Source organism: Isoptericola dokdonensis DS-3 (assembly GCF_001636295.1).
GTDB lineage: Bacteria > Actinomycetota > Actinomycetes > Actinomycetales > Cellulomonadaceae > Isoptericola > Isoptericola dokdonensis.
The window spans coordinates 3,539,278-3,559,700 of the sequence record NZ_CP014209.1 but is presented as its reverse complement, the minus strand read 5'-3'; the positions used below and the strand labels follow the sequence as shown (position 1 = coordinate 3,559,700).

24 protein-coding genes are annotated in these 20,423 nt (G+C 74.4%); 8 read left to right on the top strand and 16 right to left on the bottom strand.

Features of this window, described 5'->3' with window-relative positions; all coding sequences use genetic code 11:
• The first annotated feature begins 153 nt into the window (after positions 1-153).
• A complete protein-coding gene (locus I598_RS16280; RefSeq protein ID WP_068204197.1) occupies positions 154-1,431 on the top strand; it encodes a Glu/Leu/Phe/Val family dehydrogenase in 1,278 nt (425 codons plus the stop codon).
• A gap of 71 nt (positions 1,432-1,502) precedes the next feature.
• Positions 1,503-2,405, top strand: coding sequence for a putative protein N(5)-glutamine methyltransferase (locus I598_RS16275; protein WP_068204196.1), 903 nt, complete (start codon positions 1,503-1,505; stop codon positions 2,403-2,405).
• A 4-nt stretch (positions 2,406-2,409) separates the two neighbouring features.
• On the opposite strand, the gene I598_RS16270 is transcribed toward I598_RS16275, so the two are convergent.
• From I598_RS16270 to I598_RS16245, 6 genes are all read right to left on the bottom strand, one after another.
• A complete protein-coding gene (locus tag I598_RS16270) occupies positions 2,410-3,237 on the bottom strand; it encodes a hypothetical protein (RefSeq protein WP_068204194.1) in 828 nt (275 codons plus the stop codon).
• Between the two features lie 66 nt (positions 3,238-3,303).
• The gene (hemQ, locus tag I598_RS16265; RefSeq protein WP_068204192.1) at positions 3,304-4,062 is read right to left on the bottom strand and encodes a hydrogen peroxide-dependent heme synthase; all 759 of its coding nucleotides are present in this window, start codon (positions 4,060-4,062) and stop codon (positions 3,304-3,306) included.
• Between the two features lie 40 nt (positions 4,063-4,102).
• Complete coding sequence (locus tag I598_RS16260; RefSeq protein WP_068204191.1) at positions 4,103-5,248, bottom strand: ferrochelatase; 1,146 nt, start codon at positions 5,246-5,248, stop codon at positions 4,103-4,105.
• 135 nt (positions 5,249-5,383) lie between these two features.
• Complete coding sequence (locus I598_RS16255; protein ID WP_232314202.1) at positions 5,384-6,568, bottom strand: glycerate kinase; 1,185 nt, start codon at positions 6,566-6,568, stop codon at positions 5,384-5,386.
• Positions 6,569-6,590: 22 nt separating this feature from the next.
• Positions 6,591-7,079: a MarR family winged helix-turn-helix transcriptional regulator gene (locus I598_RS16250; RefSeq protein ID WP_068204187.1), complete on the bottom strand. Its 489-nt coding sequence runs from the start codon at positions 7,077-7,079 to the stop codon at positions 6,591-6,593.
• A gap of 33 nt (positions 7,080-7,112) precedes the next feature.
• Complete coding sequence (locus I598_RS16245) at positions 7,113-7,874, bottom strand: isoprenyl transferase (protein ID WP_068205378.1); 762 nt, start codon at positions 7,872-7,874, stop codon at positions 7,113-7,115.
• Between the two features lie 215 nt (positions 7,875-8,089).
• Between I598_RS16245 and trhA the strand changes: the two genes are divergently transcribed.
• A complete protein-coding gene (gene trhA, locus I598_RS16240) occupies positions 8,090-8,872 on the top strand; it encodes a PAQR family membrane homeostasis protein TrhA (protein WP_418268500.1) in 783 nt (260 codons plus the stop codon).
• Positions 8,873-8,882: 10 nt separating this feature from the next.
• On the opposite strand, the gene I598_RS16235 is transcribed toward trhA, so the two are convergent.
• From I598_RS16235 to mca, 3 genes are read right to left on the bottom strand one after another with little or no spacing between them, the layout of a single operon-like run.
• Complete coding sequence (locus tag I598_RS16235; protein ID WP_068204185.1) at positions 8,883-9,695, bottom strand: carbon-nitrogen hydrolase family protein; 813 nt, start codon at positions 9,693-9,695, stop codon at positions 8,883-8,885.
• A complete protein-coding gene (locus I598_RS16230) occupies positions 9,692-10,066 on the bottom strand; it encodes a hypothetical protein (RefSeq protein ID WP_068204182.1) in 375 nt (124 codons plus the stop codon). Before I598_RS16230 ends, I598_RS16235 begins: the two co-directional genes overlap by 4 nt.
• A gap of 1 nt (position 10,067) precedes the next feature.
• The gene (mca, locus tag I598_RS16225) at positions 10,068-10,940 is read right to left on the bottom strand and encodes a mycothiol conjugate amidase Mca (protein WP_068205376.1); all 873 of its coding nucleotides are present in this window, start codon (positions 10,938-10,940) and stop codon (positions 10,068-10,070) included.
• Positions 10,941-11,016: 76 nt separating this feature from the next.
• Here mca and I598_RS16220 point away from each other — a divergent pair, with 76 nt between their 5' ends.
• The 5 genes from I598_RS16220 to I598_RS16200 all read left to right on the top strand — a co-directional run bounded on the left by I598_RS16220 (position 11,017) and on the right by I598_RS16200 (position 14,723).
• The gene (locus tag I598_RS16220) at positions 11,017-11,448 is read left to right on the top strand and encodes a DUF4307 domain-containing protein (protein WP_068204180.1); all 432 of its coding nucleotides are present in this window, start codon (positions 11,017-11,019) and stop codon (positions 11,446-11,448) included.
• Positions 11,449-11,610: 162 nt separating this feature from the next.
• The gene (gene greA / locus I598_RS16215; RefSeq protein ID WP_068204178.1) at positions 11,611-12,117 is read left to right on the top strand and encodes a transcription elongation factor GreA; all 507 of its coding nucleotides are present in this window, start codon (positions 11,611-11,613) and stop codon (positions 12,115-12,117) included.
• 194 nt (positions 12,118-12,311) lie between these two features.
• Positions 12,312-12,869: a diaminobutyrate acetyltransferase gene (gene ectA, locus I598_RS16210; protein ID WP_083973640.1), complete on the top strand. Its 558-nt coding sequence runs from the start codon at positions 12,312-12,314 to the stop codon at positions 12,867-12,869.
• Positions 12,870-13,018: 149 nt separating this feature from the next.
• Positions 13,019-14,266 (top strand): diaminobutyrate--2-oxoglutarate transaminase, encoded by a 1,248-nt coding sequence (gene ectB / locus I598_RS16205; protein WP_068205374.1) that lies wholly within the window; start codon positions 13,019-13,021, stop codon positions 14,264-14,266.
• A 52-nt stretch (positions 14,267-14,318) separates the two neighbouring features.
• On the top strand, positions 14,319-14,723 hold the full coding sequence (locus I598_RS16200) for an ectoine synthase (protein ID WP_068204176.1): 405 nt from the start codon (positions 14,319-14,321) through the stop codon (positions 14,721-14,723).
• Positions 14,724-14,840: 117 nt separating this feature from the next.
• Here I598_RS16200 and I598_RS16195 read toward each other — a convergent pair whose 3' ends face one another.
• From I598_RS16195 to I598_RS16170, 7 genes are all read right to left on the bottom strand, one after another.
• Complete coding sequence (locus I598_RS16195; protein ID WP_068204174.1) at positions 14,841-16,187, bottom strand: RNA polymerase sigma factor; 1,347 nt, start codon at positions 16,185-16,187, stop codon at positions 14,841-14,843.
• On the bottom strand, positions 16,184-16,528 hold the full coding sequence (locus tag I598_RS16190) for a YciI family protein (RefSeq protein ID WP_068205373.1): 345 nt from the start codon (positions 16,526-16,528) through the stop codon (positions 16,184-16,186). Before I598_RS16190 ends, I598_RS16195 begins: the two co-directional genes overlap by 4 nt.
• The gene (locus I598_RS16185; RefSeq protein ID WP_068204172.1) at positions 16,528-16,896 is read right to left on the bottom strand and encodes a YciI family protein; all 369 of its coding nucleotides are present in this window, start codon (positions 16,894-16,896) and stop codon (positions 16,528-16,530) included. Before I598_RS16185 ends, I598_RS16190 begins: the two co-directional genes overlap by 1 nt.
• A 10-nt stretch (positions 16,897-16,906) precedes the next feature.
• Positions 16,907-17,068, bottom strand: coding sequence for a hypothetical protein (locus tag I598_RS17765; protein ID WP_157557274.1), 162 nt, complete (start codon positions 17,066-17,068; stop codon positions 16,907-16,909).
• Between the two features lie 96 nt (positions 17,069-17,164).
• Positions 17,165-18,385, bottom strand: coding sequence for a threonine ammonia-lyase (ilvA, locus tag I598_RS16180; protein ID WP_068204170.1), 1,221 nt, complete (start codon positions 18,383-18,385; stop codon positions 17,165-17,167).
• A gap of 49 nt (positions 18,386-18,434) precedes the next feature.
• Entirely contained in the window at positions 18,435-19,697 is a 1,263-nt protein-coding gene (locus tag I598_RS16175) for an AI-2E family transporter (protein ID WP_068204168.1), read from the bottom strand.
• A gap of 88 nt (positions 19,698-19,785) precedes the next feature.
• A complete protein-coding gene (locus I598_RS16170; RefSeq protein ID WP_068204166.1) occupies positions 19,786-20,394 on the bottom strand; it encodes a YdeI/OmpD-associated family protein in 609 nt (202 codons plus the stop codon).
• Positions 20,395-20,423 lie beyond the last annotated feature (29 nt).

Here is a 20,423-nt window from a genome sequence, read left to right as displayed (position 1 = left end):
CGTCTTGTACGGATCCGGCGCCGGCGGCGCGGCTGGCTGCCAAGCCTCCGACGCCCGGACGGGGGTACGTTCTCCTTGTGGCCCGGAACGGACCGCGAGACCCGGCGGGGCCACCACCCCAGGACCCGCCCCCGAACCTCCGAGGAGGACCCGTTGACGACGACGTCGACCCGCCCGGCCCCCGCGGCCGACGCCTCGCCCCTGGCGACGGCGCACCACCAGCTCGCGACGGCGGTCGCCCACCTGGGCTACGACGACGGACTGCACCAGATGCTCGCGACCCCGCGCCGTGAGATGCACGTGGCGGTGCCGCTGCGCCGCGACGACGGCTCCTCGGTGCTGTTCCACGGGTTCCGGGTGCAGCACAACGTGTCCCGCGGGCCCGGCAAGGGCGGGCTGCGCTACCACCCGAGCGTCGACATCGACGAGGTGCGGGCGCTGGCGATGTGGATGTCCTGGAAGTGCGCGATCGCGGACCTGCCGTTCGGCGGCGCGAAGGGCGGCATCGGCATCGACCCGCGGGAGCACTCGTCGGCCGAGCTGGAGCGCGTGACACGGCGGTACACGTCCGAGCTGATGCCGGTCATCGGCCCGGACACGGACATCATGGCGCCGGACATGGGCACGGACGCGGGCACGATGGCGTGGGTCATGGACACCTACTCCGTGAACCGCGGGTACACGATCCCGGCGGTCGTCACGGGCAAGCCGCTCGCGGTCGGCGGGTCGCTGGGTCGCGGCACGGCGACCAGCGCGGGGATCGTGCACGTCACGGCCGCGGCGCTCAAGGAGGCGGAGGTCCCGCTGGAGGCGGTGACGGTCGCGATCCAGGGCTTCGGCAAGGTCGGCGGGCACGCCGCGGCGATCTTCGCCGAGCGCGGGGCCCGGGTGGTCGCGGTCAGCGACCAGTACGGCGGCGTCCGCGACGACGCCGGTCTGGACGTGGCACGCCTGGTGGCGCACGTCGCCGAGACGGGGACCGTCGTCGGGTTCGACGGCGCGGACCCGGTGTCGAACGAGGACATGCTGGCCCTCGACGTCGACGTCCTGGTCCCGGCCGCCGTCGAGGGCGTGCTGACGGCGGCGACGGCGCCGACCGTGCGGGCGCGCTGGGTGGTCGAGGGGGCGAACGGCCCCACCACGACGGCCGCCGACGAGATCCTGGCCGCGCGGGGCGTCACGGTGGTGCCGGACGTGCTCGCGAACGCGGGCGGCGTCGTCGTGTCCTACTTCGAGTGGGTGCAGGCGAACCAGGCGTACTGGTGGACGGAGCAGGAGATCGCCGAGAAGCTCGCCCGCCGCATGGCGTCGGCGTACGCGTCGGTGTCGGCGCTGGCCCGCCGCGACGGGCTGTCGCTGCGGGAGGCGGCGCTGATCATCGGTGTGCAGCGCACGGCCGAGGCGCACCAGATCCGCGGGCTGTACCCCTGAGCCGCGCCGCGCGGGGTCCGGCGGCGGACGGCGACGCCTCCCCCGGGATCGGTGCGGGGCGGGCCGTCCCGGTGGCCGCCGGGCTGGTGGCCCGGCTGCGGTCCGCGGGCTGCGTGTTCGCCGAGGACGAGGCGGCGCTGCTGCTCGACGCGGCCCGGCTCCCGGAAGCGGGTGCGCCGGACGGCGTGGACGGCGCCGCCCTGGAGGCGCTCGTGGCTCGCCGGGTGGCGGGCGAGCCGCTGGAGCACGTCCTCGGCTGGGCGGAGCTCGCCGGGCGGCGCTGGTCCGTCGGGCCGGGGGTGTTCGTGCCGCGTCGCCGCAGCGAGCTGCTGGTGGACGTCGGGGCGGGCCTCCTGCCCACCGGCGGCACCGCCGGTCCGCCGCCCGTGCCCGCGGTCGTGCTGGACCTGTGCTGCGGGTGCGGCGCGGTGGGCGGCGCCCTGCTGCTGGCGGCCCGGGCAGGCGGGACCGCCGTCGAGCTGCACGCGAGCGACCTCGACCCCGTCGCGACGGCGCACGCCGTGACCAACGTGGGTCCGCTGGGCGGCATCGTGCACACCGGAGACCTGTTCGCCCCGCTGCCGCCGGGGCTGCGCGGCCGGGTCGACGTGCTGCTCTGCCACGCCCCCTACGTGCCGACCGGCACCCTGCGCACGCTGCCGCCGGAGGCCCGCGAGCACGAGCCCGTGGTCGCGCTCGACGGCGGCGACGACGGGCTCGACGTCGTGCGGCGCGTCGCCGGGGAGGCCGCACCCTGGCTCGCTCCCGGCGGGTCGCTGCTCGTGGAGGTCGGTGCCGGGCAGGTCGAGGCCGCGACCGCCGTGATGCGGGCGGCGGGCCTGACGGCCGCCGTCGTCCGCGGTGCGGCCGAGGACGAGCCGTGGGACGAGCCGTGGGACGAGCGTGCGGCGCCGGGACCACCGACTGCCGACGGGGCGGGCGGGCTGGTCGTGACCGGGACGCTCCCCCGCTGACCGGTCAGCGACGTCGTCGGGCGACGACCACCAGCACGACGGGCACGACCGCCGCGACGACGGCGCTCAGCACGGCGGCATAGGCGACGGTGTCGTCGAGCAGCGGTCCCTGGAAGCGCGCCACGGCGATCCAGGCGAGCCCCCACCCCGTGGCCAGGCCGGTCGCGACGGCGATCACGGGGCGGTGCGGGGCGGTGCGCGCGGCGACGCCGACCGCGACGACGGCGCCGGCGACGACGAGCGTGGAACCCCAGGCGCTGGCTCCCAGGCCGAGCTCCCCGACGTCTTCGGAGGCCAGCGCGGCGGCGACGTTCGCGAGCGTCGCGACGCTCACCCAACCGAGGTAGAGACCGACGGTCGCCTCGACGACGACGCCGTCGAGGGTGCGGGTGCGCGCGTGCCGCACCAGGCGGTCGACGAGGATGCCGAGCACGACGAGCAGCACGGCGATGACGACGACGCTCCCCCACACCGAGCCGGCCTGCACGACCCCGATCCACAGCGCGTTGAGCACCATGGAGGCGAGCACCCACCAGCTCGTGACCCGCCAGCGCGGGTCGGCGGCGCGCCCGGGCAGGGCCTGGACGACGGCGGTGACGACGAGGCCGAGGTAGATGACCGACCAGATGCGGAACGCCGGGTTGTCGGGCGCGACGACCGTCGCCTCGGCGGACAGCGCGCCGTCCGCGGCCTGCTCGATGGGCTGCCCGCCGAACGCCCCCGCGCCGATCGCGGCGGCGGCGACGGCGACGAGGGCACCGACGAGCACCACCACCTGCCGGACCCGGTCGGCGGCGGTCGGTCCTGCGGAGGTGCCGGTCGGTGCGCTCATGCGTCCAGCATGACAAAGATCAGCATGCTGAGCATCTCGGCGGCGGCACGCGGACCGCCGCGCGCGTCAGTCCAGCGGCTGCGCGTCCGCCCAGGCGGCGAGCGTCGTGCGGGGGCCCGTGAAGAACGGGATCTCCTCGCGCACGTGGCGACGGGCCTCGGTGTCGCGCAGGTCCCGCATGAGGTCGACGATGCGGTGCAGCTCGTCCGCCTCGAACGCCAGCAGCCACTCGTAGTCCCCGAGGGCGAACGCCGAGACGGTGTTCGCCCGCACGTCCTTGTAGCCCGCGGCGGCCATGCCGTGGTCCCGCAGCATCGTGCGGCGCTCCCCCTCGGGCAGCAGGTACCAGTCGTAGGACCGCACGAACGGGTACACGCACAGGTAGTCGCGCGGCTGCTCGCCCGCGAGGAACGCGGGCACGTGACCGCGGTTGAACTCCGCCGGCCGGTGCAGCGCCGCCACCGACCAGACCGGCTCCAGACCCCGGCCGAGCGCCGTCGCACGGACGCGGCGGTACGCCGCCTGCACGGCCTCGATGCTCGGCCCGTGCGTCCACAGCATGAGGTCCGCGTCGCCGCGCAGCCCGCCCACGTCGTACCAGCCGCGCACGACGACGTCGCCCTCGGTCGCCGCGGCGTCGCGCTCCGAGGCGCCGCCCCAGGCCGCGTCCTCGGCCTCCGCGACCATCGCGGCGCGCGCCGAGGTGGCCGCGGGCAGCGTCTCCGTCAGCGCGAACACCGACCACATCGTGTACCGGATGCCGGCGTTGATCGCCGCGGTGTCGACGTCGTGGCCCGTGTCGCCGTGGACGTGGGTGTCGCTCATGGGTGCCGTGTCTCCTCGGGTCGGGGCGCGGTGGCAGGGATCAGGAGTAGAGGCCGGAGCCGCACAGGGCGGGCACGCCGCTCGGCTCGCCGTCGCGGCGCAGGCAGCAGCCGGGCGCGCACACCGAGCGGAACGGCGGCAGGTCGCCGACCGTCGCCTCGGCGACGTCCTCGCCCCGCGCGATCGCGGCGCGCTCCAGGAGCAGGTCGACCAGGCCGCGCACGAACGGCTCCCGCGTGCTCACCGTGCCCGCCCGCACCGCCGTGAGGCCGAGCTCGCCGGCCGTGGCCATCGCCTCGGTGTCGAGGTCGTAGGCGACCTCCATGTGGTCCGAGACGAAGCCGATCGGGGCCATCACGACGTCCGTCACGCCGTCGGCGGCCAGCGCCTCGAGGTGGTCGTTGACGTCGGGCTCGAGCCACGGCTGGCTCGGCGGGCCCGAGCGGGAGCAGTAGGCGAGGTCCCAGGCGACGTCGTGCCCGAGCCGCTCGGCGAGCCCTGCCACCACGCTGCGCGCGACGTCCAGGTGCTGGGCGGAGTACGTGGCCTGCGAGACCACCGAGGCGGCCTCCATCGTGTCCGGGATGGAGTGGGTGACGAACACCAGGCGCGCCGAGCGCGGGTCGCCGCCCTTCGCCACGAGCTCCGCGAAGCCGTCGGCGACGGCGTCGAGGTTCGCCTGCACGAAGCCGGGGTGGTTGAAGTACGAGCGGATCTTGTCGAGCTCGACACCCGTGGAGCCGGAGTCGTCGAGCTGGCCGCGCTTCTCGAGCACGACGGCGAGGTCCTCGCGGTACTGCCGGCACCCGGAGTACGACGAGTACGCGGACGTCACGAGCGCCACGGCACGCTGCGCGCCGATCCGCTCCAGCTCGTCGATCGCGTCGGTGGTGAACGGCTCCCAGTTGCGGTTGCCCCACACGACCGGCAGGTCGATGCCGCGGCGGGCGAGCTCCGCCTCGAGCGCCGCCTTCAGCTCGAGGTTCTGCTCGTTGATGGGGCTCTTGCCGCCGAACCCGTAGTAGTGCTCGCCGACCTCCTCCAGACGGGCGTCCGGGATGCCCTTGCCGACCGTCACGTTCCGCAGGAACGGGACGACGTCCTCGGGCTTGTTCGGACCGCCGAAGGAGTACAGCAGCAGCGCGTCGTACGGGGCAACGTCGAGTGACCGGGGGGTCGCAGGCATGGAACCCATCATCCACCCGTCCCCCGCGGCCTCACGACCGATCGCCGCCGCTCCCGACGTGACATTGAAAGCACAGACCGTCAGATCGAGCGGGCGGCGACCCCACGGGTCCCGCCGTCCGTCAACCGACGCCCGTCAGCTCTGCGCCAGGGCCAGGCGGGTCACGGACGCGGCCAGGTCGGTCAGGCGTGCGGCCGTGCGCGGCAGCAGGTCCTCCAGGGCGACCGGGCCGGGCGCGATGGAGAACGCCGCCGTGATGCCGGCGGCCCGGGTCTGCTCGGCGGGCAGCAGCACCTGACCGGCCAGCACCACCACCGGCGGCCGCGCCGGGGACGCGGCCGCGACCCGGGCCACCCCGTCGGCGACCTTGCCGCGCACGGACTGGGAGTCGAAGGACCCCTCGCCGGTGACCACGAGCGCCGCGTCGGCCACCGCCGCCGGCAGGCCGACCGCCTCGGCGACCAGGGCGGCACCCGGCTCCGGCTCGGCGCCCAGCACCGCGACGAGGGCGGCGGGCACCCCCCCGGCCGCCCCGGCGCCGGGCAGGTCGTGGACGTGCACGCCGGTCTCCCGCTCCAGCAGCGCGGCCCAGCGCGTCAACGCCTCGTCGAGGAAGACGACGTCCCCCGGGCTCGCACCCTTCTGCGGGCCGAAGACCGCGGCCGCGCCCAGCTCCCCCACGAGCGGGTTCGTCACGTCCACGGCGAGCCGCCAGCGCACCTCCCGGGCTCGCGGGTGCAGGCCGTCGAGGTCGAGCCGTGCCACCCGGGCCAGGCCCTCGCCGCCGTCGGGGACGGGCGCCCCGTCGGCGTCGAGCAGGCGGGCACCGAGCCCGACGAGCACCCCGGACCCGCCGTCGGTCGACGCGGACCCGCCCAGACAGACCAGCACCTCCACGACCCCGGCGTCCAGCACGGCCGCCGCGAGCTCGCCCGTGCCGCGCGTGTGCGCATGCAGGGCCTGCAAGGGCTCGTCGGAGACGCCGGGCAGCCCGCTCGCCTCCGCGAGCTCGACGACGCCGGTCCGGCCGTCCGGGGACACCGCCCAGCGAGCGCTGGTGGGGCGGCCCACGGCGTCGCACGTGGCGACCTCGTGCACGTCGACGCCCCAGCTGGTGACCAGCGCGTCGAGCGTCCCCTCACCGCCGTCGGCCATCGCCAGGCAGGTGACCCGGGCGCCCGGCACCGCGGCGAGCACGCCCTCCCGGACCGCCGCGGCGACCTCGGCCGCGCTCAGGCTGCCCTTGAAGGAGTCGGGGGCCACCACCACGTGCGGAGGGTCGGCGGGAGTCACGGACGCGGGCTGTGTCGACGGTGTCACGCGGCGAGGATAGCGCTTGCCGTCAGCCTGGCGGGGACCAGTCCGCGATCTCCGGCTGTGCCCGGCGCAACCGGTCCAGCAGTCGCGTCAGCTCGGCCTGCTCCGCCGAGTCCAGCGCGGAGCCCACGTACTGGTCCATCGCCCGCACGTGCCGGCGTCCGACCTGCTTCTGGAGGCGCCGCCCCTCCCGGGTGAGCGCGACGAGCGTGCCCCGCGCGTCGTCCGACGGCACCGACCGCGTCACCAGGCCGCGGGTCTCGAGCCGCTCCACCATCCGCGACAGCGACGACTGGGCGAGCAGCACGTTCTCGTTGAGGTCGCGCAGGCGCAGCGCACCGTCGTCGGCCCGGGACAGGGTGAACAGCACGTCGTACTCGCGCATCGACAGCTCGACCCACACGTCGTCGGCCTGGAAGCGCCGCATCAGCGTGACCTGCGTGCGGAACAGCGCCTCCCAGGTGCGGGCCGCCTCCTTGGCGGTGCCCGGCACGCTCGACGTCGAGGCGGTCATCACGCTCCCCCTGTCCCGGCTCCCCCGCCGATGTCAACGCCCCAGCCGGCGCTCCCGCCGGGAGTAGTCGCGCAACGCCCGCAGGAAGTCGACGCGACGGAAGTCCGGCCAGTACGCCTCGCAGAAGTACAGCTCAGAGTGCGCACTCTGCCACATGAGGAAGCCGCCCACCCGCTGCTCGCCGGAGGTTCGGATGACGAGCTCCGGGTCGGGCTGGCCCTTGGTGTACAGGTGGTCGGCGATGTCCTCGACGTCGATGCTGTCGGCCAGGTCCGCCAGGGTGGCGCCGCTGTCGGCCGCCGCCCGCAGGTAGGCCCGCACGGCGTCGGCGATCTCGTGGCGGCCGCCGTACCCGACGGCGACGTTCACCTGCAGCCCGTCCACGTCCCCCGTGGCCGCCGCGGCGGCGCGCAGCGCCTGGCCGAGCCGCTCCGGCAGCAGGTCCAGCCGGCCCACGACCCGCAGCCGCCAGCGGCCGGTGGCGGCGAGATCGCTCACCGCGTCCGAGATGATGTCGAGCAGGTCGGTGAGCTCCGCCTTCGGCCGCGCCAGGTTGTCGGTCGACAGCATCCACAGGGTGACGACCTCGATGCCCTGCTCCGACGCCCAGCCGAGGAACTCCGCGATCTTGTCCGCACCGCGGCGATGGCCGGTGGCGGCCGTCTCCCCGAAAGACCGGGCCCAGCGGCGGTTGCCGTCGAGGATGACGCCGACGTGCCGCGGGGTGCCCGGGCCGGTCAGCGACGCCGCGAGCCGGTGCTCGTAGAGCCGGTACAGCGGGTGGGGAAGGCGCACGAGGTCCTCGGGGTCTCGGGGCGGACGAATCGGGACAACGGTACCCTGCAGCGCCGTGGCGTCACCGCCGTCGTCGGACCGCCGCTCGCGCCCCGCGCGGACCCGTCGCACGATCTTCACAGGCCCCTGGCGACATCGGGTCCGCGCGCCCCCTCCGCTGCCGTAACCTACGGAAGCGTAGGTTACGTCCGACCCCGCAGACCCAGGAGAGTGCCGTGGCAGGAACCGCCGACCGGAGGCGCCGCACGAGCGTGCCCGACCCCGCCGACGTCGGCACCGCCGCCCGCGGGGCCACGTCCGGGGCCCGCGACACGGTGACCGGGGCCGTGCAGAGCGTCGGCACGTCCGCCGCCGCGCAGGCCCGCAGGCTCAAGCCGCGGCTCCGCGGCTGGATCCACCTCGTCACGACCCCCCTCGCCCTGGCCGCCAGCATCGTGCTCGTCGTGCTCGCCGAACCGGTCGCCGGCAAGGTCGCCGCCGCCATCTTCGGGCTCAGCGCCCTCATGCTGTTCGGCACCAGCGCCGTCTACCACCGCGGCGACTGGTCGCCCCGCGTCGCCGCGGTGCTGCGCCGCCTCGACCACTCGAACATCTTCCTCATCATCGCGGGCACCTACACGCCGCTCGCCGTCGCGCTCCTGCCACCGCAGACCGCCACCACGATGCTCTGGATCGTCTGGGGCGGCGCCGTCGCGGGCCTGCTGACGCGCGTGCTGTGGATGAACGCGCCCCGCTGGTTCTACGTCCCCGTGTACGTCGCGCTCGGCTGGGTCGCCGTCGCCTACATCGACCAGTTCTGGGCCAACGGGAGCCCCGCCATCGTCTGGCTCGTCGTCACCGGCGGGCTCGCCTACACCCTCGGCGCGGTCGTCTACGGCACGAAGTTCCCCGACCCGTCGCCGCGCTGGTTCGGGTTCCACGAGATCTTCCACGCGCTGACCGTCGTGGGCTTCGCCTGCCACACGGTCGCGATCTACCTCGCGACCCTCACCGTCTGAGCCGCGACGCTCAGCGCGGCACCACCGTGAAGCGGCGGTTCGCCAGCGACGGGTTCGCCGCCCGCACCGCCGCCAGCGGGGCCGGGTCGAGGTCCACCGTGCGGTACTGCGGGGTCTCGTCCATCTCCAGCCCGACGACGCCGTCGGGACCCACCAGGGTCGAGCGGCCCGTCAGGCCCTTGCCCGCCATGCCGACGCCGATGGTCACCATCGTGTTCTCGATCGCCCGCGCGGACAGCAGCGTCCGCCAGTGCAGCGCCTTGCCCGGCCCGTCCAGCCACGCGGCGGGCACCACCAGGACGTCCGCCCCGGCGTCCACGACGCGTCGCGCCGACTCCGGGAACCGCAGGTCGTAGCAGGTGATGACGCCGAAGGTCAGCTCGCCCACGCGCAGGGTGAGCGGGGCGGCGTCCACCGGCCCGGGCTCGAGGCGGTCCGACTCCCGGGCGCCGAAGGCGTCGTAGAGGTGGATCTTGCGGTACACGCCGGCGAGGTCGCCCGCGCCGTCCACCGCCACGACCGCGTTCACGGCCCGCGCCCGCTCCCCGTCGGCGGGTGCCGCGCCCGGCAGGGTCACGCCCGCCAGCACCGCGACGCCGTGCTGCGCCGCGAGGCGCCGCAACGTGGCGACGAAGGGCCCGTCCAGCGGCTCCGCGTGCTCCACGCCGACACCGCGCGGGTGGTACGCCGAGGCGTACTCCGGCAGGAGCAGCAGGTCCGCACCGACCTTCGCGGCCGCGCCGAACGCGTCCGCGACGAGCTGGCGGTTGGCCGCACGGTCGTCCGAGACCGCGACCTGCGCGACCGTGACCCGCGTGGTCACGGTGCGTCCGGGCGCGGCTCCCGGCCGGAACCACCGCCGCCGTCCGGCCCCGGGGAAGCCGCCGAGTCCGCGCCGTCGCCGTCCGGTCCCGTCGGGCTCGCGCCCGGCCCCGGCTCCGCGTCGGCACGGAACCCGATGGTGCGCCGCTGCGGCACCTCGATGCCGTGCTCGCGCGCGTACGCGTTCGCCTTGCGCATGTGCCGCGTCAGCGACAGGAACAGCAGGACGGCCACTGCCGCGACCCCGAAGGTCGCCAGGAAGCCCTCCAGGCCCGGAGTCACCTGCCAGTCCTCCAGGCGGCGTGCCGTCGGGCTCGGCGAGGGGGTGGGGTCCACGGCCGCGGCCAGTCGGCCGACCAACGCGTAGGGCAACTCAGCTCTCCTTCCGGACACCGGCGAACAGGTCGTCCTCCGGCGTCGACGTCGGCACGCGCGAGTCCGCGAGCTCGAACTCCTCGGTGGACCAGACGTCCACCTCGATGTCGCGCGGGACCGCGAAGAAGAACCCGCCCGGGTCGATCTGCGAGGCGTGCGCGACGAGCGCGGCGTCCCGCCGGTCGAAGAAGTCGGCCACCTCGACGCGCGTCGTCACCTCCCGCTCGGGGATCTCGCGGGCCGTGCGGGACTCGATCCAGTCGCCGAACGGGGACTCCAGGCCCGCGCCCTCCATGGCCTCGTGCGCGGCCCGCAGCCGCGCCATCGAGAAGCCGTGGTTGTAGTACAGCTTGAGCGGCTCCCACGGGGCGGCACCGCCCTCGACCACGTAGCGCTCGGGGTCGCCCGCCGCGTGGTACGCCTCGACGGACACCTCGTGGCACCTGATGTGGTCCGGGTGCGGGTAGCCGCCCGAGGGGTCGTAGGTCGTCATGACGTGCGGGCGGAACTCGCGCACCAGCTCCACCAGCGGCGCGGTCGCCTCCTCGAGCGGCAGCAGCGCGAAGCAGCCGTCCGGCAGCGGGGGCAGCGGGTCGCCCTCCGGCAGGCCGGAGTCCACGAAGCCCAGCCACCGCTGCTGCACGCCCAGCGCCTCCGCGGCGGCCGCCATCTCCAGGCGGCGCACCGCGCGCTTGTCCTCCAGGGACTCGAAGCCGTGCCCCTCGGGGACGGCGAACGACGGGTTCAGGACGTCTCCCCGCTCCCCGCCGGTGCAGGTCACCACGAGCACCTCGACGCCCTCGGCCGCGTAGCGGGCCGTCGTCGCGGCCCCCTTGCTCGACTCGTCGTCGGGGTGGGCGTGGACCGCCATGAGGCGCAGCGTCTCACCGGTCACGGATGTCCTCCTGGAGGCTCGGGACTGCCGGGGCTTCGAGCACAATGGTGTCATGAGCGAGGCACAGCCCCCGACGGGGACGACCGGGCCGTCCGACCGGTACGGGAAGGCACGCCGCCCGGCCACCGGCGGCTCCGGGCGCGGGCGGAAGGTCGCGATCGGCGTGGCGCTCGCCGCGGCGGTCGGCGCGGTCGGCTGGTACACGGCCGTCCAGCAGCAGGCCTCGCCGGTGGAGTACGAGGACATCGGCTTCGACGTCGTGGACGCGGAGCACGTGGACGCGTCGTTCCAGGTGCACATGCCGCCCGGCACGCGCGCGGTGTGCACCGTCGACGCCCTGTCCCCCAGCTACGCGCAGGTCGGCACGCTGGACGTCGAGGTGGGGCCGGCCGACACCCGCACCAGCGCCTACGAGGTGACGGTCGGCACGTCCGAGGAGGCGACCACGGCCACGGTCGTGGGCTGCGACGTCGTCGACGACTGACCGCGACCGGTCGCGACACCCCTGGCCGGGCACCCGATCGGCAGCAGACCGGGCAGGAATCCCGCCGCCATCGGTTATCCTGAGGGATTCACACGCCAGCCCCGCACGAGCCGACGCGCGTGCCGACGCCCGTCGGCAGGCTGCGCGCGGCCCGCGCCGGGCATGACCGAGCACCACGAAAGGAGAGCCGTGGCCGACAACGTCACCTGGCTCACCCAGGAGGCTCACGACCGGTTGAAGGCGGAGCTGGAGCACCTGTCCGGCCCTGCCCGTACCGAGATCGCCGAGCGCATCGCCGCCGCCCGCGACGAGGGCGACCTCAAGGAGAACGGCGGCTACCACGCCGCCCGCGAGGAGCAGGCGAAGAACGAGGCCAGGATCCGCGAGCTCACCGAGAAGCTGCGGACCGTCCAGGTGGGCACGCCTGCCGACGACGGCACCGTCGAGGCCGGGATGGTCGTCACCGCCCTGGTCGCCGGCGACGAGATGACGTTCCTGCTGGGCTCCCGCGAGATCGCGGGCACCACGGACCTCGACGTCTACTCGCCGACCTCCCCCCTGGGTGCCGCGATCGACGGCAAGAAGGTCGGGGACGCCGCCAGCTACACCGCGCCGAACGGGCGCGAGATCCCCGTGGAGATCACCTCCGCGAAGCCGTTCCACGGCTGACGCGCCCGTCCGTGGGCACCGACGACGGTGCCCACGGACCCGCCCCAGGGCGACACGCCAGAGCGCGACACGCCGACGAGAGTCGATTCCGCCCTGTGCCGCACCGTTTCAGCGATAAGCCGGTGCCCTCCCCCTCGATCTGGTCAAGTTCAGGGTGAGAAATTGCCTCGCATGTGTCTATGGTCGTCGACGGTATGACGATCTTCGACACAGCCCCCCGTGACCGCTCCTCCGACGAGAACGACCACGACGCCGAGCGCGTCGAGCGTGAGCCCGCGCGCCTGGCGATCCGCCGCCCCACCGTCGCCGACGGTGCCGCGATGTGGCGCGTCGCCCGCGACTCCGGCAGCCTCGACCTCAACTCGTCCTACAGCTACCTGCTGCTGGCCACCCACTTCGCCGACACCTGCCGCGTCGCCACCCTCGACGGCGACGTCGTCGGGTTCGTCTCCGGCTACGTGCTGCCCGCCGACGCGACCCGCTGGTTCTGCTGGCAGGTCGCCGTCGACGAGCGGGCGCGCGGGCGCCGGGTCGCCGGACGCCTGCTCGACGCCGTCATCGACGACCTCCCGGCCGTGACCTCCCTCGCGACCACCGTGACCGTCGACAACGCCGCCTCCCGCAGCGTGTTCCGCCGCTGGGCCGACTCCCGCGGCGCCACCCTCACCGAGACCGACGGCTTCGACGCCGAGCACTTCCCGGACGGCCACGAGGCCGAGCCGCTGCTCGTCGTCGACGGCGTCCGACGCTGACACGCACCACCACGAACCACGGGCTGCGCCGGTACGGCGCGCAGGTGACGACGCAGCCCCGTCCCTTCACCGCACCGGCGCGCACCATCGAAGGAGTGTCATTCGTGACAACCTTGACCAGCCCGACGCACGACCAGGCCACCGACCCGATGGGCTTCACCGCCCTCGAGTCGGAGGTCCGCAGCTACTCCCGCGCCTGGCCCGTGGTCTTCGACCGGGCCGTGGGGTCGACCGTCTTCGCCGAGGACGGCACCGAGTACCTCGACTTCTTCGCGGGCGCCGGGTCGCTCAACTACGGGCACAACAACCCCGTGCTGAAGAAGGTCCTCCTCGACTACCTGGCCGACGACCGCATGGTCCACTCCCTCGACATGCTGACGTCCGCGCGCCGCGAGTTCCTGCAGACCTTCCGGTCGCACATCCTCGAGCCGCGCGGCCTCGACCACAAGGTCGTGTTCCCCGGCCCGGGCGGCGCGAACGCCGTCGAGGCCGCCCTCAAGCTCGCCCGCAAGATCACCGGTCGCGAGTCGGTCGTGAACTTCACCAACGCGTTCCACGGCATGACGCTCGGCGCCCTGTCCGTCACGGGCAACTCCATGAAGCGCGGCGGCGCGGGCATCCCCCTGGTGCACGCCACCCCCATGCCGTACGACGACTACTTCAACGGCGACGTGCCGGACTTCCAGTACTTCCAGCGGATGCTCGAGGACTCCGGCAGCGGCCTCAACAAGCCGGCCGCCGTCATCGTCGAGACCGTCCAGGGCGAGGGCGGCATCAACGCCGCGCGCGCCGAGTGGCTGCGCAGCCTGGCCGACCTGTGCAAGGCGCACGACATCCTGCTCGTCCTCGACGACATCCAGATGGGCTGCGGCCGCACCGGTGGGTTCTTCTCCTTCGAGGAGGCCGGCATCGTGCCCGACATCATCTGCCTGTCGAAGTCGATCTCCGGCTACGGCCTGCCGATGGCGATCGCGCTCGTGCGCCCCGAGCTCGACGTGTGGGAGCCCGGCGAGCACAACGGCACCTTCCGCGGCTTCGCGCCCGCGTTCGCGACGGCGTCCGAGGCGATCCGCACCTACTGGTCCGACGACACCCTGGAGCGCGCCGTGCGCGCCAAGGGCCTCCTCGTCGAGAGCCACTTCAACACGGTCGTGTCCCGCTACCCGGACGCCGGGCTCGTCGCCAAGGGCCGTGGCCTGGCCCGCGGCCTCCAGCTCCCCGACGGCGAGACCGCCGGGCGGGTCACCGAGGAGGCGTTCCGCCGCGGCCTGCTGGTGGAGACGTCGGGTCCCGACGGCGAGGTCGTCAAGCTCCTGCCGCCGCTGACGATCACCGAGGACGAGCTGCGCCGCGGTCTGAAGATCCTCGACGAGGCGTTCGCCGTCGCCCTGGGCTGACCACCGTCGTCCCGACCCGCAGCGCCCCCACCCCCGGAACCGAGGAGGAACCATGATCGTCCGCACCCTCGACGAGATCACCGACACCGACGCCGACGTCCGCAGCGAGAACTGGCGCTCCAAGCGCATCGTCCTCGCCAAGGAGGGTGTCGGGTTCTCCGTCCACGAGACCACCCTGTACGCCGGCACCGAGAGCTTCTTCTGGTACGCCAACCACGTCGAGGCCGTGTTCATCACGTCCGGCGAGGGCGAGATCGAGGACCTCGCCACCGGCGAGGTGCACCCGCTGGCCCCCGGCACGCTGTACCTGCTGAACGACCACGACAAGCACAAGGTGCGCCCGCGCACCGACATCACGTGCGTGTGCGTCTTCAACCCGCCCGTCACGGGGCGCGAGGTGCACGACGCCGACGGCGTCTACCCGCTGCTCACCGAGCCGCAGCCCACCACCGTCTGACCCTGCCCGGCCCTCCCCCCCCGGCGTGCAACGAGCGTGCTGGCTTGGTACCCCAAACGGTGGTTTGGGGTACCAAGCCAGCACGCTCGTTGCGTACCAGGGTGGCGACGGCCTGGGTCAGGTCCCGCGCGGAGGGCGGGTGGCGGCCGCGGCGAGGTCCGCCAGCCGACGGGTCAGCAGACGCCGGTCGCCCTCCCGGTCGACGAGCGCCAGGGCGGCGCGCAGCTCGAGCGCCGCGTCGGCGGGACGGCCCAGCCGGGTGAGCAGGTCGGCGCGGACGGCGGGCAGCAGGTGGTACCCGGCCAGCGCCGGGACGTCGGCCACCGCGTCGAGCACCGCCAGCGCCGCGGCCGGGCCGTGCACCTCCGCCACGGCGACCGCCCGGTTCAGCTCGACGACCGGCGAGCTCGTCATCGCCACCAGCACGTCGTAGAGGGCGAGGATCTCCACCCAGTCGGTGTCCGCGACGCCCGCGGCCCGCGCGTGCAGCGCCGCGACCGCCGCCTGCACCTGGTACGGGCCGGCCCGGCCCGCGGCGAGCGCGTCGTCGAGCACGGCCAGCCCCTCGGCCGTCTCGTCGGCCCGCCAGCGCGACCGGTCCTGCTCCGCCAGGACGCTCGCCGAGCCGTCGGCCGCGGTCCGCGCGTCCCGCCGGGCGTGCTGGAGCAGCAGCAGGGCGAGCAACCCCCGCGCCTCCGGCTCGTCGGGCAGCAGCCGCGCCACGAGCCGGGCCAGCCGCACGGCGTCCCCCGCCAGGGCCCGACGCTCCGCCGCCCCCTCGACGGCGTCCGCAGGCTCCGCCCACGCGTCGTAGCCCTCGGTGAACAGCACGTACAGCACCGCCAGCACACCCGCCGTCCGGTCGGCCAGCAGCGCGGGCGGCGGCACCCGGAACACGATGCCCGTGTCGCGGATGCGTCGCTTCGCCCGCACGAGCCGCTGCGCCATCGTCGCCTCCGGCACGAGGAACGCGCGCGCCACCTGCGGCGTCGTCATGCCCGTCAGCGACCGCAGCGTGAGCGCCACCCGGCCCTCCAGCGGGATCGCGGGATGGCAGCACGTGTACAGCAGCCGGAGCAGGTCGCCGTCCGGGTCGTCGAGCTCCCACGCGGCGTCCTCCAGGCCGCCGGCCACCTCCGCGGGCACCGGGTCGGCCGTCGGTCCGCCGACCGACCCGGGCCGCACCCGCTCGTCGAGGCGGGCGGCCTCGCCGGTGCGCTCCCGCTCGGTGCGACGACGGCGCAGCACGTCGATCGCGTGGCGGCGCGCCGTCGTCGTGAGCCAGGCACCCGGCCGGTCGGGCACGCCGTCGCGGGCCCACGTCCGCACGGCGGTCGCGAACGCCTCCTGGGTGGCCTCCTCCGCCAGGTCCAGGTCGCCCGCGGACCGCGCGACCGCGGCGAGGACGCGCCCCCACTCGGAGCGGAACGCGTCCTCGACCGCGGTGCCGGCCGCGCCCGTCACGCCGACCCGTCGCCGTCCGTCGGCCAGAACGGGTGCACCTCGACCGTCGAGCCACCCCACGCCCCCGGGTGCTCCGCGGCGATGGCGAGCGCCGTCGCGAGATCCGGGGCCTCGACGACGTCGAACCCGCCGATCACCTCCTTGGACTCCATGAAGGGGCCGTCGGTCACCACCGTCCGGCCGTCATGGACGTGCACCCGGCGGACGTCCGCCGCCGGGCGCAGGCGCTCGCCGAGCACGCGGGAGCCGTCGGCGTCGTGCCGGTGCACCCAGTCCTCGATGTCGGGGGTCGGGCCCCGGTCGGGCACGTCGGGCTCGTGGATCAGGAACAGGTAACGCATCACGCCTCCCCGTCCCGGCCGTCGAGGTCCAACGGCCACACCGGGCGCAGCTCGATCGCGCCCGCGTGCGCCATCGGGTGCTCGGAGGCCACCGTGATCGCCGTGTCCAGGTCGGGGGCCTCGATGACGTCGAAGCCGCCGATCGCCTCCTTCGCCTCGGAGAACGGTCCGTCGGTGACGAGCACCTTCCCGCCGCGCACGCGCACGCCCACGGCGTCGGACGGCGGACGCAGCCGGTCCCCGGCCGTGGCGGTGCCGTCGCCGTAGTAGCGGTCGACCCAGTCCTCGATCGACGGGGCTCCCGCCTCGTCCTGCGGCGTCAGCTCCGGGTCCTGCGGGGTGGAGAGCACCAGCATCAGGTAGCGCATCACGGCCTCCTCAACGGGTCCGGGTCGCCGGGCGGGTGTACACGACCGGCCCGAACAGCACGACGTCGGCGGCATCGATGCCGTCGCCGACACCGTACCGTCGGCCGGCCACCGCCCGCCGGTGGCGCTCCACCGCGGGACCTCCCCGCAGGATCGTCGTCAGGAATCGCATGGTCCGTCTCCTCCGGTTCCGACGCGGCCCGGTCGGTCGCGTCATCACCACGACGAACGGAGGACGCCCCGATCGACACCCGCGGCCGAAGAGATCTCAGGAGACGGCGTAACCGTCCCGCCGCAGCCGGTCCAGGACGGCCGTGCAGTGCTCCGGGCCCTTCGTCTCGAGCTGCAGGGTCACCAGCACCTCGGACACCTCGAGCGCGGTGTCGGTCCGGCGGTGGTCGACGCGGACGATGTTGCCCTCCGCGGCGGCGACGGTGTCCAGCAGCGAGGCGAGCGCACCCGGCTTGTCGTCGAGCCGCACGGAGATCTGCAGGTAGCGACCAGCGGCGACCAGGCCGTGCTGGACGACGCGCTGGAGCAGCAACGGGTCGATGTTCCCGCCGGTCAGGACGGGCACGATCGTGCCGGGGAGCTCTCCCGGCGCGTCCATGACGGCGGCGACGGCGACCGCGGCGGACGGTTCGACCACGAGCTTGGCGCGCTCGGCGACGTACAGCAGCGCGCGGGACATCTGGTCCTCGGTGACGGTACGGACCTCGACACCGAGCCGGTGCAGCACCTCGAAGGGCACGTCGCCCGGGGTGCCGACGGCGATGCCGTCCGCCATCGTGCCGCCCAGCACGCCGGGCACCGGGTGCCCCGCGGCCAGCGACGCCGGGTAGGCCGCGGCGGACGCCGCCTGGACCCCGACGACCTTCACGTGCGGTGCCGCCTCGGCGAGGACCGTCGCGATGCCCGCCACCAGGCCTCCGCCGCCCAGCGGCACGACGACCGTGCCGACGTCGGGCACCTGCTCGAGGATCTCCAGGGCGACGGTGCCCTGCCCGGCGACGACGTCCGGGTGGTCGAACGGATGGACCAGCACCTTGCCTGTGCGGGCGGCCTCGGCGCGGGCCGCGACGACGGCGTCGTCCACGGAGGTGCCGATCTGGCGGACCTCGGCGCCGTAGCCGCGGGTGGCGGCGAGCTTCGGTACGGACGCCCCCTGCGGCATGTACACGACCGCGGGGATGCCGAGCTGCTGCGCGGCGAGTGCCACGCCCTGGGCGTGGTTCCCGGCCGACGCCGCGATGACGCCGAGCCGCTTCTCCTGCGGCGAGAGCCGCGACAGGCGCGTGTAGGCGCCGCGGATCTTGAAGGACCCGGCCCGCTGGAGGTTCTCGCACTTGAGGACGACGTCGGCTCCCGCCAGCTGCGCGAGCGCCCGGAAACGGTGCACCGGGGTGCGTGTCACCGTGCCGTCGAGCAGCTCGGCAGCGGCCCGCACGTCGTCGAGGGTCACCCGGTCGAGAGGATTCGCTGCGTTCACGCCCCCCAGTATGGGGTGGCGGGGGACGGTGCCCGCCGGGGTCGGCAGGTCAGCGCGTCGCCGGCGGGTCGGTGTCGTCCGTGCCACCGGTCGTCGGTCCGGGGCCCGCGGCGGTCGCCGCGGTGCCGTCCTCACCGGCCGACGCGCCGGGCCGGTTGACCCACAGCAGCGTCCCGGGCAGGTCGGCCCGCGTGGGGCGTCTCAGGAGCGGGACGTGGTCGTCGGTGCCCAGCTCGGGGAACTTGTCGTGCCCGTGCAGGTACTGGATGACGGTGTTGAGCACCGCCGCGAGCGGCACGGCGAACAGTGCGCCGATGATCCCCGCCACGAGGCTGCCGGCCGCGACCACGAGGACCACGGCCACGGGGTGCAGGGACACGGCGTGCCCCATGAGGAAGGGCTGCAGGATGTGGCTCTCGGCCTGCTGCACCAGCAGCACGATGCCCAGCATGATGAGCGCCGACACCCAGCCCTCCGCGACGAGCACCACCGCGCACGCGATGGCGCCCGTGAAGATCGCGCCGAGGATCGGGACGAACGAGCCGACGAACACGAGGATCCCGATGGAGACGGCGAGCGACGGCACGAAGAACGCCGCGCCGACGCCGATGCCGATCGCGTCGACGAGGGCGACGAGGATCTGGGTGCGGACGTACGACGACAGCGTGACGATGCCGCGGCGACCCGACTGGTGCACCCGCTCCCGGGCGCCGACGGGCAGCAGGTTGACGACCCACGTCCAGATGGTGCGCCCGTCCTGGAGGAAGAAGATGGTGCAGAAGAGCGTGATGATGACGCCGACCAGCACGTGACCGACCGTCGTCGCGGCACCGAGCGCCCCCGAGATGAGGGTGCTGGTCTGCCCGGCGACGAGGTCCTGCGCCTCCTGGGTCAGGTCGTCCAGGCTGGCCGTGTCGAGGCCCAGCGGACCTGAGGACAGCCAGTCGAGGAACTCCTGGAAGCCTGCCACGGCCTGGTCCCACAGGTCCTGGAAGCCGTTGACGATGGACTGGCCCGCCAGCACGACGAGGCCGGTCACGAACGCGATGAGGCCGAGGATCGACAGTGCGGTCGCCAACCCCCGTGGCACCCGGACGTTCTCGAGCGCGCGACGCATCGGGGCCAGCAGGATGGTGAGCAGCAGGGCGATCGCGACCGGCACGGCGATCGTCTTGAGCTGGCCGAGCACCCACACGATGGCGGCGACGCCCGCGGCGATCAGCAGCAGCCGCCACGACCAGGCGGCGGCTCCGCGCACGCTGAGGGGGACGGTGTCGGCGCCGCTGGGTCGCGCAGTTCCGGGAGTGCTCACCCGGTCACCCTAGGTTCGGCGCGCGGCGGACGCTCGGCGACGCTCGGGGACGTCCGTGCAGGTCCTGTGCGTGTCCTGGGAGGACCCGTCACGGCTCGAGCAGGGGACGGCGCTGCGGGTGGACCGTCTCGCCCCGTTCCAGCATGGCGACGAACTTCTCGACGTTGCGCGTCCGCGACTCCGGCCTCTTGAGGTTCGTGATCCGGTGGAGGATCGCGAACCGGTTCTGGGACGTGAGGTTCCCCCACGCGAGGGTCGCCCGCGGGCTGGCGGCGAGCGCCGCGGCGAGCTCGTCGGGGACCTGCACGGTGGCGGGGCCGGCGTAGGCGGCGTCCCACCGGCCGTCGGCCTTCGCCCGGTCGATCTCCGCCTGGCCGCGCGGGCGCATGCGTCCCTCCGCGGTGAGGCGGGCGACGATGTCGCGGTTGCGCACCGACCAGATGCTGCGGGCGCGGCGGGGGCAGTACCGCTGCAGCGAGGTGTCGGCGTCGCGGCTCAGCGCCTGCGCGTCGATCCAGCCGCTGCACAGCGCCTCGTCGAGGGCGTCGGCCCGGTTGAGGGTCGTCGGGGCGGGCCGCCCTTTGCGAGCCAGCACCAGCCAGACGCCCTCGGGGCAGTCGTCCTCGTGCTCGTCGAGCCAGGCCCGCCAGGCGGCGGCGTCGGGGAGCACCAGCTCGTCCTGCGGCGACGTCGTCATGCGTCGAGGCTAGGCCCCGCCCCCGACAA

Excerpts from the sequence above, each read along its gene's own strand:
- I598_RS16270 (WP_068204194.1), bottom strand. The coding sequence starts at position 3,237 with ATGAGCGCACCGACCGGCACCTCCGCAGGACCGACCGCCGCCGACCGG.
- hemQ (WP_068204192.1), bottom strand. The coding sequence starts at position 4,062 with ATGAGCGACACCCACGTCCACGGCGACACGGGCCACGACGTCGACACC.
- I598_RS16260 (WP_068204191.1), bottom strand. The coding sequence starts at position 5,248 with ATGCCTGCGACCCCCCGGTCACTCGACGTTGCCCCGTACGACGCGCTG.
- I598_RS16250 (WP_068204187.1), bottom strand. The coding sequence starts at position 7,079 with ATGACCGCCTCGACGTCGAGCGTGCCGGGCACCGCCAAGGAGGCGGCC.
- mca (WP_068205376.1), bottom strand. The coding sequence starts at position 10,940 with ATGGCGGTCCACGCCCACCCCGACGACGAGTCGAGCAAGGGGGCCGCG.
- I598_RS16220 (WP_068204180.1), top strand. The coding sequence starts at position 11,017 with ATGAGCGAGGCACAGCCCCCGACGGGGACGACCGGGCCGTCCGACCGG.
- greA (WP_068204178.1), top strand. The coding sequence starts at position 11,611 with ATGACCGAGCACCACGAAAGGAGAGCCGTGGCCGACAACGTCACCTGG.
- ectA (WP_083973640.1), top strand. The coding sequence starts at position 12,312 with ATGACGATCTTCGACACAGCCCCCCGTGACCGCTCCTCCGACGAGAAC.
- ectB (WP_068205374.1), top strand. The coding sequence starts at position 13,019 with ATGGGCTTCACCGCCCTCGAGTCGGAGGTCCGCAGCTACTCCCGCGCC.
- I598_RS16200 (WP_068204176.1), top strand. The coding sequence starts at position 14,319 with ATGATCGTCCGCACCCTCGACGAGATCACCGACACCGACGCCGACGTC.
- I598_RS16190 (WP_068205373.1), bottom strand. The coding sequence starts at position 16,528 with ATGCGTTACCTGTTCCTGATCCACGAGCCCGACGTGCCCGACCGGGGC.
- I598_RS16185 (WP_068204172.1), bottom strand. The coding sequence starts at position 16,896 with ATGCGCTACCTGATGCTGGTGCTCTCCACCCCGCAGGACCCGGAGCTG.
- I598_RS17765 (WP_157557274.1), bottom strand. The coding sequence starts at position 17,068 with ATGCGATTCCTGACGACGATCCTGCGGGGAGGTCCCGCGGTGGAGCGC.
- I598_RS16170 (WP_068204166.1), bottom strand. The coding sequence starts at position 20,394 with ATGACGACGTCGCCGCAGGACGAGCTGGTGCTCCCCGACGCCGCCGCC.